At 70.2% G+C, this 13,034-nt stretch carries 5 protein-coding genes; 2 read left to right on the top strand and 3 right to left on the bottom strand.

The features are described from left to right. The first annotated feature begins 9 nt into the window (after positions 1-9). Together E6A26_RS04645 and E6A26_RS04640 are read left to right on the top strand one after the other, a co-directional pair. Positions 10-843, top strand: coding sequence for a YveK family protein (locus E6A26_RS04645; protein ID WP_136610010.1), 834 nt, complete (start codon positions 10-12; stop codon positions 841-843). 259 nt (positions 844-1,102) lie between these two features. Continuing rightward, on the top strand, positions 1,103-4,150 hold the full coding sequence (locus E6A26_RS04640; protein WP_168928672.1) for an O-antigen ligase family protein: 3,048 nt from the start codon (positions 1,103-1,105) through the stop codon (positions 4,148-4,150). Between the two features lie 289 nt (positions 4,151-4,439). Here E6A26_RS04640 and E6A26_RS04635 read toward each other — a convergent pair whose 3' ends face one another. The 3 genes from E6A26_RS04635 to E6A26_RS04625 all read right to left on the bottom strand — a co-directional run bounded on the left by E6A26_RS04635 (position 4,440) and on the right by E6A26_RS04625 (position 12,849). Then, on the bottom strand, positions 4,440-9,365 hold the full coding sequence (locus E6A26_RS04635) for a DUF4082 domain-containing protein (RefSeq protein ID WP_234865037.1): 4,926 nt from the start codon (positions 9,363-9,365) through the stop codon (positions 4,440-4,442). Between the two features lie 128 nt (positions 9,366-9,493). Beyond that, complete coding sequence (locus E6A26_RS04630; RefSeq protein ID WP_168928671.1) at positions 9,494-12,244, bottom strand: WecB/TagA/CpsF family glycosyltransferase; 2,751 nt, start codon at positions 12,242-12,244, stop codon at positions 9,494-9,496. Beyond that, on the bottom strand, positions 12,241-12,849 hold the full coding sequence (locus E6A26_RS04625; RefSeq protein ID WP_136610006.1) for an acyltransferase: 609 nt from the start codon (positions 12,847-12,849) through the stop codon (positions 12,241-12,243). The genes E6A26_RS04630 and E6A26_RS04625 overlap by 4 nt, the downstream gene beginning before the upstream one ends. Positions 12,850-13,034 lie beyond the last annotated feature (185 nt).

Genomic DNA, 13,034 nt, shown 5'->3' with positions numbered 1-13,034 from the left:
ATAAGCTGCTTGCGGCGCTGGTATTTCGTCATCGTGGGGCTGCTGGTGACGGCGGCCGGAACGTATGGCGCCTATATGGCCGTGCACCCAACCTATGACGCCAAGGCGAGCATCGTCCTGATTCCGCCCAAGGTGGCGATCACGACCGGTGACAATCCGTATCTCTACCTCGGAGGCTTGGACCAAGCCCTCGGGGTTCTGCAGGTCAAGGTCTCGGCGCCGGAAGTCTCCGGGGACCTCGTCAAGCGCTATCCCGGAGGGATCCTCACGGTGACCCGTGATGTCACCACCTCGGGTCCCATCCTCGCGATCTCTGCGACGGCGGACGATCCGTCGTCCGTCATGAAGCTCCTCCAGGGGGCCGAGGACCTCGTCCCCTCGACGCTCGCCACGCTGCAGGCTCAGCTGAGAGTGCCCCCGGACTCCGTCATCACGTCGATGAAGCTGTCGTCAGACGACGTGCCGACGAAGGTCAGCAAGTCCCAGCTCCAGACCATGGCGATGGTCGCGGTAGGCGGGGTCGCCGGGACGGTCGTCTTCGTCGGGCTGATTGACAGGCTCATGGCAAGGCGGGCGCGCATGAAGCCCGTCCGCACCCTCAAGCGTGCTCTGAAGAAGGCGTCGAAAGAGCGCCACAAGGCTGAGGAACCGGTGGAATCCGAGGAGCCCAACCTCGAGGCGGGGGTGGTGACCGTGACTACTTTCGGCACGCGGGTGCGGGGCCGCTTCCGCCCTAGCCCGGTCCAGCATTCGCACCGTACGGTCCACCCGCGCGACGCTCAGACCGCCGGGGACAAGCCCACCACCTTGGCGCCAGCCTCCTGGGACGATGCTCGTCCGTGAGTCCGGGCTAGGTGTCCGGCACCCAACCGGTCCACCCCGGCGAGAACATCGGACCGGTGTGGACGCGGCGTCCGTCCTCTCCCTGTACGTGTTCCTGCTGCTGGTGATCCCCTCTGACCGGGGCGTGGGCCCTCTGGGCGCTGCCGGCTCGCCGGCCGGAATCTATGGCCTCGGGATGATGCTGTGGTGGATTTGGCATCACGTGAGGCACCGGGAGTCCCACAGGGGAAACCGGATTCGGCCAGTTCGCCTCGCCCTGATGGTGTTCGTGCTCTGCATCCTGATTGCCTACGCTCAAGCAGGGCTGTCTGCGCTTCCCGGCGAAGACGCCAAGGGAACGAACATGGCCCTGATCAGCATCGCGTCGCACGCCGGAGTCCTCCTCGTGGCACATGACGGCATCGCCGACCGCGAGCGGTTCCTGGTGCTCATCCGGCGCATCGCCGTGATGGGCGGGCTCTACGCGTGTTTGGGCCTCGTCCAGTTCTTCACCGGGCAGAACTTTGTCGACGCCATCCAGATCCCCGGTCTGGTCTCGAGCGGATCCGGAGGAGTGGACGTCCGCGGCGGGTTTTTGAGGCCCCAAGCGACGGCCCGACATCCGCTCGAGTACGCCGCTGTGCTCTCCATGATCCTTCCCCTCGCGCTCAGCCTCAGCCTCGTGCCATCCAGATGGTCGATGGTTCGGCGCGCGTGGCCGGCCGCGCTCGTCGCCGTCGCCGCCGTCGTCTCGATGACGCGTTCCGCCCTTCTTGGCATCGTGGTCGGTGTCGGGATCTTGGTTCCCACATGGGACCGGAAGACCCGTCGGGCCGCCCTTCTGCTCGGAGCCGCTGCTCTCGTGGCGATGTATTTCCTGGTGCCAGGCCTCGTCGGCACGATCCTGGGGATGTTCGCCCCGGGCGACCCGAGTCTGGCCTCGCGGACCGACAGCTATGACGCGTTCTGGAGCTACTTCTCGATCCATCCGGTCTTCGGTCGCGGTCTCGGCTCCATGAGCGCGTCGTACCACATCTTCGACAACCAGTATCTGGACCTCCTCATCGAAATCGGCGTCGTCGGGACCGCGGCGTTCTGCCTGCTGGTCCTCGTCGCCGCGGTGACATCCTTCCGCGCGCGTCGCGTGGAGCGAATTGGCAAGCTGGGTCCCGCCTTGGGCGGTTCGGTGATCGCGGGGGCGCTCCTGTGCGGCTCCTTCGATGCGTTCGCCTTCCCTCAGGCTGTCGGAATGCTCTTCCTGTGCCTCGGCCTCTGCGGCTCGATAGGCAACTTCGCGGCCCCTCCGACCTCGGGTGCGGGCCAGGTCGCCGTCGCCGAGCCCCCGCACCGATCCTGGGCACAGATTGTCGCGCGGCGCTGGTACGTCTTCCTGCCCGTCCTCCTCCTGTCGGCGTCTCCCGTACCCTCGTGGACCCGGACCGCGACGGGGGTCTACTACACGAAGGTGACCGTCGAATTCCAGGCACCCCCGGCGGCCACCAAGAACAATCCGCTGCGCACGGAGGCATGGTCCCTGGTGGGATACGCGGCGATGGTGCAGAGGCTGTACGCGGACGAGTATGCGCCCGCCCCAGTCCGTCCGAACTCTGCACCGCTGTTCGGTGCCGATCTCACAGATTCGGAGTCTGTTTCTCTGAGGAACGACGGCGGGCAGTGGCAGACGAACTTCGACGCCCCGCTCATCGACGTCGAGGTCGTCGCGGGAGATCCGTCGACGGTTCGGGAGAGGGCTTCCGCGACCACGGCGGAGCTGATCCGACTCGCGGGAAGCACGCAGGATTGCCTCGGAATCTGGAGGCAGGCTCAGATCACCGCCGTGCAGCGGCCCACGCAGGCCACCGTGACCTACGTGGCGCCCCGCCTGCGGAGCGCCTGGATCGGCTGGGGCGCAGCATCGCTGGGGCTCGCCTTCGGGTCCTCGGCGCTCCTGGACCGCAGCATGTTCGCGGGGCGCGAGCGTCGCCTTCGCCGCGAGGGCCGAGGGCGACCTCCAGAGAAGGATCGCAGGACTAAGTCTGCAGTCTACGGAGCCAACCAGGTCAGGGACGGAGAACGACTCATGGTTATCGATCACTCGAGGGTCCAAGATTCGCCGGTCATCACAGCTGTCCTGTACGCGGACCGCACGGGCGAGCTCACCATCGATGCCCGCAAGGAGTCGTTCTACGAAGCGAGTCCCTCGGCGCTGAGGGAGGCACTCATGCAGCGCGTCATAGGCGTCGCGGCCTCGCTCGGGCGCCCAGTGCGGATGACAGCGATGGATGAGAGCGGTTCCGCGGTCCTGATCGTGTCCCCGGACGGTGAGGCCGAGCCGGCGGATGATTCGTGGAATCGCGGCGAGGACCGTGGCGAACCGCTTCGGGTACTTGATTTCGAGACCACGGTTCGCGAGGACCGGCGGTCCTTCCTCACGCAAGAGGTGGTCGAGGAGCCCTCCACCGTCGGCTGGCGTGGGTTTCTCACGGGGATCGGGATCAGGATGGGTCCCGGCAAGGCCGAACGGTCCGAGCGGGCCGATATTCAGGCCGTCTCCCAGCACTGGCCAGGTCCTCGCACGATTGCGGTCGTCAACGGCCGCGGCGGCGTGGGCAAGTCCATGACTACGATCTGCCTTTCCGCAACGTTCGCCCGCTATGGCGGTGCCGGAGTCCTTGCGGAGGACAACAATCAGACCCGCGGCACGTTGGGCTGGCGGACCGAGAAGGGACCGCACGATGCGAGCCTGCTCGAACTCCTCCCGCAGGTGGGTCGGCTCCTGTCCCCGGGCGCGCAGGCGGCCGATCTGGCCCGCTACGTGCACCACCAGACGCGGGACAAATACGATGTGCTCCGATCGCGGCCCGAACTCCTGGCCGAGCAGCAGCGGTTCGACGCCGATACCGTCGACGCCGTCCAAGCCGTCGCGACCAAGTACTACCGGCTGATCCTGATCGACAGCGGGAACGACGAGAGCGACGCCATGTGGCTGCGCATGATCCACCACGCGAACCAGATCGTGGTGCCTACCACGACCCGCCGCGATTCGGCCGAGTCGGCCGCGCTTCTCCTCGATGCGCTCTACGAGCGGGGCGGCCACTACGCCAGCCTCGCGCTGAACGCCGTCGTCATTGTCTCTCAGGAGAACCCGACCGTTCCCGACAGGATCGTCGAGGAGATCGCTGCGGGTTTCAAGCCGATCGCACGCGCCGTGGTCAAGATCCCGTTCGACCCCGCGATGAAGGATGGCCTGCTCGCCTACGGTTCGCTCATGCCGAAGACGCGCCGCGCCTGGCTGGCCGCTGCAGCGACGGTGGCCCGCGGGCTGTGACCACGATCCACCGGGCTGGGGGCTTGATCCGCGGGCTGTGACCCCGCGGGCTGTGACACGACCGTAAGCCCGCGGGCAGCGGTGTGACCGCAGCAGCCTGCGGGCAGCGGTGTGATCGCAGCCTACGGCTGCAGTGTGACGGCCGACGGCGGCGCCGGACACGGTTGCCCACGTCGCCTCCGCGTCGCGTGACGGAGCAGCCCCAGACACATGCAGCCCGCACACACAGTGCAGCCCCCGGACTGCGAGGTTCGGGGGCTGCTGCTAGTCGCCTACCGTGCGAGCCAGGCTACGGAGTCGTGAAGATCACGTCGACCCAGTAGTTCGTCGCGTTGTACGTCCGCGACGGGAACTGCGACGCTCCGTACGCGTAGACCCCGTTGTACTGTCCCGGTGCGGAGACCAGGCCGTGGAGCGGCGGGTTGTCCGCCGCCGAGGTGAAGTAGGCGCCGTTGGCCGAGTAGTTGCCGTTCGGTGCGTAGTAGGACACGACGTACGTCGTGTTGGCGCTGATGGAAACGGGGCTCGACAGGGTCGCCGTCTGCCATCCGCTCGCCGTCTCACCCGAGAACGTCACGGTCGCGAGCAGCGTGCCGGAGGCCGTCCACAGGTGGCCGACGTGCGTGCCCGTGTTCTGGGGGCCCTTGTAGAACGTGATGCCCGTGACCGATCCGGCGACGTCCGAGGTGAACTGCATGCCCAGCTCGACCTGATTCGGGTCAGCGACCGACACGGTGGCCGGGACCGACGAGGAACTGAAGACGCTGCACGGGCACTTGGGTCCGCTGGAGGCGCCCGTGGTGAAGCTCCAGCTGTAGGCGGAGGCCATGGGCTGCCCGGCCGAGTTCTTCACCCCCGAGACGGTCGCCGTGTAGGTGGTGTTGGCCGCGAGCGGCGACGTCGGCGTGAACGTGTACGTGCCCGTGGCTGTGAGGTTGCCGGTGGATCCGGCAACGTTCGCTCCGCCGCTCGGCGCGACCGTGAACGTGGCGCTCGTGGTGTCCACGGCCTGGTCGAACGTCGCGGACACCGCGGCACTGGGCGAGACGCCTGTCGCGCCCTGGGACGGCGAGGCCTGCAGCACGACAGGTGCGCTCGAACCGCCGGACTTGAAGACTGCGTCAACCCAGTAGTTCGTGGCCCCGTACGTGCTCGCCGGGAACGCGGAGGACGCTCCGTAGACGTACACCCCGTTCCCTCCGTCGGTCCCGTTCGCGAGGCCGGTTATGGGCGCCGCTCCTTGTGCCGACGAGAAGCCGTTGCTCGTGTAGGCGTAGCCGCCGCTCGGAGCGAAGTAGGAGATCACGTACGTCGTGTTCGCCGATACAGCCACGGGCGACGAGAAGTACGCCTGCTGCCAGCCGGAGGTGCTCTCGTTGACGAACGTCACAGTCGCGAGCTTCGTCCCCGTCGAGGACCACAGGTTGCCCACGTGGGTGCCGATGTTCTGCGGACCCTTGTAGAAGCGCACGCCCGTGATCTGGCCCGCCACGCTCGGGCGGAACTTCATGCCCAGCTCGACCGAGCCCGTGTCAGACGCGCTCGCGGTCGCCGGAGTGGAGTTGGCGGCGAACACCGTGCACGGGCAGCTGTAGCCGGGAGCCGTCGTGAAGCTCCAGCTGTAGGGGGACATCGTCTGCCCCGTGGCATTGGTCGCCCCACTGACGGTGGCCGTGTACTGCGTGTTGTTGGCAAGCAGCGCGGACGGCGTGAACGTCGCGGTGGTCGTCGTGCTCGAGTAGGACGTCGAGCCGGCGATGGTCGCGCCCGTGGGGTCCTTGAGCACGAACGTGATCGACGACGGCGTGACGTCCTGGCTGAACGTCGCGTTCACCGTGGCCCCGGGGTCAATGCCGGTGGCGCCCGGCGCGGGGTTGCTCGAGCTCACGTTCGGCGGCGGCGGCGGGGCAACGGTCGTGAAGCTCCACGAGGATGGCGAAGCCATCGTCTGGCCCGTCGAGTTGGTCGCGCCGCTGACCGTCGCCGTGTACTGGGTGCTGTAGGCGAGGGCGGCCGACGGCGTGAACGTCGCCACGGTGCCGGCGGAGTTGAGGCTCGTCGCGCCGGCGACGGAGGCGCCGGTCGGATCCTTGAGCGTGAACGTCACGCTCGAGGCGGTGACGGCCTGGTTGAACGTCGCGCTGGGCGCGACGCCGATCGCCACCCCGGTTGCGCCGGAGGCCGGCGAGGTGGACGTCACGGCCGGCGCCGGGGGTGCGGCCGCCGTCGTGAAGCTCCACGAGTACGGCGAGGCCATCGTCTGGCCCGCGGAGTTCGCGGCCCCGCTCACGGTCGCCGTGTACTGCGTGCTGTAGGCCAGAGCGGCCGACGGCGTGAACGTCGCCACGGTGCCGGCGGAGTTGAGGCTCGTCGTGCCGGCGACGGAGGCGCCGGTCGGGTCCTTGAACGTGAACGTCACGCTCGAGGGGGTCACGGCCTGGTTGAACGTCGCGTTGGGCGCGACGCCGATCGCCACGCCAGTGGCGCCGGAGGCCGGCGAGGTCGAGGCGACGGCCGGGACAGGAGGCGCGGACGCCGTCGTGAAGCTCCACGAGTACGGCGAGGCCATCGTCTGGCCGCCCGAGTTGGTCGCCCCGCTCACGGTCGCGGTGTACTGGGTGCTGTACGCGAGCGCGGCCGACGGCGTGAACGTCGCCACGGTGCCGTTACTCCCGAGCGAGGTCGACCCCGCGACGGAGGCGCCGGTCGGGTCCTTGAGCGTGAACGTCACGCTCGAGGCCGTCACCGTCTGGTTGAACGTCGCGCTCGGGGCGACGCTCGTCGCGACGCCGGTGGCGCCCGATGCCGGGGACGTCGTGGTCACGGCCGGGGCCGGGTTGGCGCCCGGCGAGAAGACCGGATCAACCCAGTAGTTGTCGGCGTCGTAGTACTGGCTCGGGAACGTCGAGGACCCGCTGTAGACGTAGAAGCCGTTGGGGGAGCCCGGAACGCTCCTGGTGAAGTGCAGCGGAGGCGAATCGACGGAGTCGCTGCCGGCGGGCGGCGGAGACGGGTTGTTGAAGAAGTAGCCGTCGTCGTCGGAGTAGTGGCCGTTGGGCGCGTAGTAGGACACGATGTAGTTCGTCCCGGCCGTGATGCTCGCCGGCGGGGAGAACGTGACGCTCTGCCAGCCGGAGGCCGTCTCACCCGTGAACGTCGCGCTCGCGAGGAGGGTGCCGCTCGTGGTCCAGAGGTTGCCGACGTGCGAGCCGGTGTTCTTGGCCGCCTTGTAGAAGCGCACGCCCGTCACCGTCCCGTTGACGTCCGCGTGGAACTGGGTGCCGACCTCGACCGCGCCCGGGTCGCCGGCGTCGACGGTCTTCGGCGTCGCGGCGGTCCCGAGGACCGAGCACGGGCACGGGATGCCGAGGGACACCCCGCCGCCCGGCGACTCGAGGTTGCCGCTGTCGTCGACGGCGCGGCTCTTGATGACCGCCGAGGGGCTGCCGTGGGCGATCCACGTGTACGTCCACGAGGTCGTCCCGGACGCGGGATGCCACGTCGTGCCGCCGTCGGTTGAGACCTCGACGCCGGCCACCACACCGCCACCGGTGTCGCTCGCGGTGCCCTTGATCGTGATCGCCGTGCCGTCCGGCGTCGACGTTCCGGCGGTGGGAGACGTGATCGCGGACGTCGGCGCGGTCTTGTCGGTCGAGGCCGAGGCCGCGACGAGCCCTGGGATGAGGGTGACCGGCTGGGCGCCCATGTCGGCGAACAGGTTGACCGTGGCCTGCTGCATCGTCGTGTCCACGCTCTTGCCGGTCGTGAACGAGTCGAGGCCCCACGACCACTGGACCGTCCCGGCGCCGAACACGAGCGCGCCGCTCGCCGCCCGGTACTCGGTGAGGTTGTGGGTGGCCGTCTGCCCGGCCTGGGTCGTACTGCCGTAGTCCGTGAAGACTTCGGCGTTCGTCACCGTGGTCGACGAGAGGTCGAAGAGACCGGCCGGTCGGAATCCGTTGTTCGCGTCGAGGTCCCACTCATAGCCCAGCGTGCCGACGCCGGGCGCGAGCGTGACGGACTGCGTCCCCGTGAGGTTGGCGACCGGCGTGTTGCGCCACAGCCTGTCCTTCGCGAAACGCGCGGGAACGGTGATGTCGCTCGTCCCCGAGTTGACGTTGAAGAGCTGTCCCGTGAGGGCGTTCTGGGGGTTTCCGCCGCCTCCAGAGGTGCCGAACCGCGGGTCGGCCCAGGCTCCGGTCCACGTCACGGGATCGGTCGGGGCGTTGAAGTGGGTGTCCTTATAGCAGACCAAGGTGCGTCCCGCCGTCGTCGGCCCCGCCTGGCTCGACTCCCAGCGGGTGCGCCAGAAGACCTCGTTGCCCGTGAACATCGCGAGGCTCACGCCCTTGTCGCGGGCGGCCTCGACGTTGGCGCGCTGGTCGTTGGACCAGTACTCGTCGTGGCCCGCGGTGACGTAGACCTTGTGGTTGGTGAGGAGGGACCCGCGGGTCGCGGCGTCGTTGCCGGCGATGTAGCTCAGGTCGTAGCCGTTGGCCTCCATGAACCGGATCATTGGCAGTTCGGCCGCCGTGAGGTAGTTCGTGCCGTCGTTCAGGAACGGCCGGTTGTAGGAGACCTTGAAGGCCCCCTTGTACGCCTGGGGGCTTCCCGGCGGGCAGGCCACGCTGCACGTGTAGAGGTCGTTGCCGCCGTACGTGTTGTACGCCTCCCACGTCTCGTCCGCCGTCTGGTAGACCATGGCCGTCGTCCCGGCGTCGTTGCGCACCACGAACGGGATCCAGCTCGAGCCGCCCGTGTCATTGCGTGTGAGGAGGGCGACGTAGACGCCCGAGACCGCGTTCGTCGGGACCGCCCACGAGGCCGAGACGGCCCAGTTGCCGCAGTCGATGAGGCCCGTCGCCGAGAACGTCTGGCACGCGGGCTGGTTCTGCGGCAGCGCAGCGCTCGGGAGGATGTTGCCCGCGATCTTCCGGGCCCCGTTGCCCTGGTAGTAGCCCAGACGGTAGATGTCGATGTGGTACGCCCTGGCGTTCGTGCTGACCTTGAACTGCAGGGTGTCCCCGAGGTTCGCGCTCATCTGCGTCGCGTAGCCCTGGATGGTCGAATCGCCCGAGCCGGAGACGAGCCAGTCGGACTGCGGGTTCCCGGGCTTCGAGTTCTCGCAGGCCACGGCGCTCTGGACCGGGGCGGCACACGGATCGGTCGCGGCCTGGACCGCAACCGAGGGCAGGGCCACGAAGAGCGCAGCCACCAAGGCCGTGGACGCCCAAGCAGCGAGGGCCCGGAGGCTTGGGCGGTGTGGTGACCGGTGTGCTGCTCTGTGGGCCACTGTCTCTCCTTGGTGAGTCGAGATGGGTGTTCTGAACGTGTCTCTGCGTCTCATTGCCGGCTGCTCTCGTCGCGCTCCCACACGAGGGCAGCGGTGCCCGGGGGAGCGCCGTGAGCGCCCCTCGCCCCGCCGGGCTGACGCCGTCCGGCGAGGGCGAAGGACGCGTAGACCGCGGCGTCGAGGGCAGAAAGCGGTCCGCGCACGGAGGCGGCAAGCCCCCGGAACGTCCGCATCGGCGCCGAGGCCCCTCCAGAGGAGGCTGGTGCCCGGTAGATCCGGTGCAGCGTGGCAACGAGCGAGGCCGAGGTGCGCGGGGGGCGCACGACAACCGCTGGGCCGCCCAGCAGGACCTTGTGCCCCGGGGCGAAGGCGGCGTCGACGTAGAAGTCGTCCGCGGCCCCTTCCGGGAACGAGCCGAGGAGCCGGTGCCCCTCCTCGGTCATGGCATAGCAGCCGGCGCCCCACAGGGCCTGGCGGTTCGAGGGAATCCGCACGCGAGCGCGGTAGTACGCGGCCACGAGCGGATCGCAGCCGGACGTGTCGTAGCGGAAGTCCGGCCGGCCCGCGAGGAATTCGCCCCGGCCGAGCTCGGTCAGGATGGCGGCGAGCGCGGCGGGCGGGACCTCGATGTCCGCGTCGAGGTACACGCGCGGCCACCGGCTCGCGACGGCGTCCGCGGCGTTGAGCGCGCGCGCCTTCCCGGGTTCGGGGAGGTCCAGCACCCGAACGCCCGGATACTGGGACGCGATCTCGGCGGTCCGGTCCGTGCACGCGTTGCACGCCACGATCACCTCGACGCGACCGCTCTCGAGCGCGGGCCGGAGCCCGTCGAGAGTCCGGGCGATGACCGAGGCCTCGTTGTGCGCCGGGATCACCACCGACCCCGCGGGGAAGTCAGGCCCCGGCTCCGCTGTGTGCAGGCTCGCGTGCGGGAGCGCGCGCCAGCGGCCCGGCCGCACGAGCGCGGCGAGCGTCTGGCGGTGCCCGGCGTCGCCCGCTCGGAGCGCTTCGCGGATGACGACGGCGGCCGCCGCGAGCGCCGCGGGCGCGCCGGGGTGGTGCTTGCGCATGTACCGGATCTTGTTGACGGCCATGAGCGCGGCCAGACCGGTCGACGTCCCGCTCCCGGCTCCCGAGTGCATGACCTGCGCCGCGGGCTCGAACCACACGTCGAAGCCCGCGAGCCGCAGGGCCCGGCAGTAGTCGGTCTCCTCGGAGTACATGAAGTACCGCTCGTCCCAGGGCCCCGCGGCGCGCGCGGCCTCGGCCGAAACCAGGATCGCCGCGCCCGTTGCCCAGTCGACGGTGTGGGCGTGGGCGTAGCTCTCCTTGTCGTAGTCGGTCTCTGCGCTCCACTGTGGCCGCCGCGGCAGCCGGGCGCCGAAGAGCGCGTCGCCCCACGCGCGCACTGCGGTCGGTTCGCGCCGCAGCGACGGGTACCGCCCGCCGTCGTCCGTCAGGAGCAGGGGCACCACGGCGCCGGCCCCGGTGGTGCGGAGCCGCGCAAGCATCGAGTCGACCGCGCCGGGGAACACCTCGGAGTCCGGGTTGAGCACGAGGTAGGCCTCGGCGTCGCCGGCCGCGGCCGTCGCGGCGTTGATCGCGCCCGCGTACCCGAGATTGCCGCCCGTGCGGAACGCCATGACGTCGGGGAAGGCCGCGAGGGCGTCGAGGGTCCGGCGGTCGGGGGAGTTGTCGGCCACGACGACCCGGAGCCGGACGCTGTGGGCGGCGGACCTCAGCGAGTCGACGAGCGGCCCGACCGTCTCGGCGTTGTTGTACGTCGCGACGAGCACGGCAACGTCCGCCGGCAGGCCCGGGGCCACGAAGCGGCCGTCGGCCTCCGGCCGGGGGCTCCCGGGCACGAGCCCCCGGCCAGCTGGGTGCGCCGCCTGAGCAGCGACGCGGCCCGCGGCGGCCCTCGCAGCCCCAGTCAGCGCGATGCCGGTCTCCGGCCAGGCGGCGCTGTGGCGCCGCAGCCGCACGTAGGCCTCGGGCCCCTGCACGAGGTAGCGCTCCGAGAGGCGCGCCGGCTCGAGCGCGAGCCGCCACGCCCATTCGAAGCCGTGGTCGGCAACCCACACCGGGGCACGCCGGATTCTCTCGGCGAGGAAGTCGACCACGGCGCCGAACGCGAGGAGCACGCGGGCGCCGGTCTCGGCGCCGTGCTCGGCAATCCACAGCTCCTGGCGCGGCTTGCCGAGGCCCACCACGAGGACGTCGGTGCGCGCCTCTGCGATCGAACGGGCGACGGCGGCGGACATCGTCGGGTCTTCGAGCTCGCCGCGGCTCGGGGCCCAGAAGCCAGCCACGGCGAGGCCCGGCCGACGCTCCGCGAGCCGACCACGCAGGAGCACCTGGGCGTCGGGGCTCCCGCCCAGGAAGCCGACACTGAGCCCGTCCGCCTCGGCCCGGTCCAGGACCGGGCCGATGAGGTCGCTGCCAGCGAGCCGAGGCCAGGGCCGGCCGGTGAGTCGCTCGGCCTGCACCGCGAGCGGGGCGCCGTCGAGGAGCGTGAGCCATTCGATGCGGCCGGCGGTCGCGAGGGCGCGCTCCCAGCGCCCGCCGGCACCGAAGTGGTACACGTGGTCGAGGTTCGCGGAGACGACGCCGAGCGGCCGTGTGCGCTCGCGGCAGCCCGCGAGGATCGCGTCCACCGCGTCGTCGCGGTCGAGGAGTGTCACCGCGGTGCCGCCGAGAGTCACGGCGAGGCCTGGCCGCTGGTGTGTGCGGCCCGGGGTGGCCGGGTCCGGGTGGTCCGGATCCAGGCCGGTGGGGCCGACGAGGGCGTCGGCGCTCACGGCTCCGCCCTCCGGAGCCGCCCGTCGCGTTCCATGTACCGCGCGCCTGTCGCGGGGCACAGCCACGCCGTGCCCCCGTCGGGGGAGTCCGTGTCCTGCTTGAGCCGGTGGCCCGCCTCGCCGACCCAGCCGATCTGCCGCGCCGGGACGCCCGCTACGAGTGCGTAGTCCGGGACGTCCCTGACGACGACGGCGCCCGCGGCCACCGTGGCCCACGCGCCGATGCGCAAGGGCGCCACGCACACCGCGCGGGAGCCGATCGACGCTCCCGTCTCGACGGTGACGCCGACCGCGATCCAGTCGTCGGATCCCTTGAGCCGGCCGTCCGGGGTGACGGCGCGCGGATTGAGGTCGTTGGTGAGGACGGCGGCGGGACCTACGAAGACGCCGTCCGCGAGGGCGGCCGGCTCGTAGACGAGGGCATAGTTCTGGAGCTTGCAGCGGTCTCCGAGGTGGACCCCGGGCCCCACGTACACGCCGCGGCCCAGGATGCTCTCCCGGCCCACGTGGGCCCCCGCCCTGACGTGTGCATACTGCCAGACGACCGTTCCGTCGCCGATCACTGCCCCGACCTCGACTTCCGCGGTCTGGTGGATCCGGACCATGTGCCCCTCCATCCCGGCCCCAGCTACGGGCGCGCTTGCGCCTGGTTCTACGGTCGGAATCCGGCCCCCGGGTGGACAAGGTCGTCTGGCAGAAACGGGTCCTCGCGGGCCGGTAATCGGGTGATGCCGGTTCCCCGCTGCATGAGCTGCACGTACGGGCCGGGCGCGCGGGCAAGTAGTCCCCG

This window comes from Sinomonas albida (assembly GCF_004919045.1).
GTDB lineage: Bacteria > Actinomycetota > Actinomycetes > Actinomycetales > Micrococcaceae > Sinomonas > Sinomonas albida.
The sequence above is the reverse complement of the archived record's forward strand: the minus strand, read 5'-3'. Positions and strand labels throughout refer to the sequence as shown.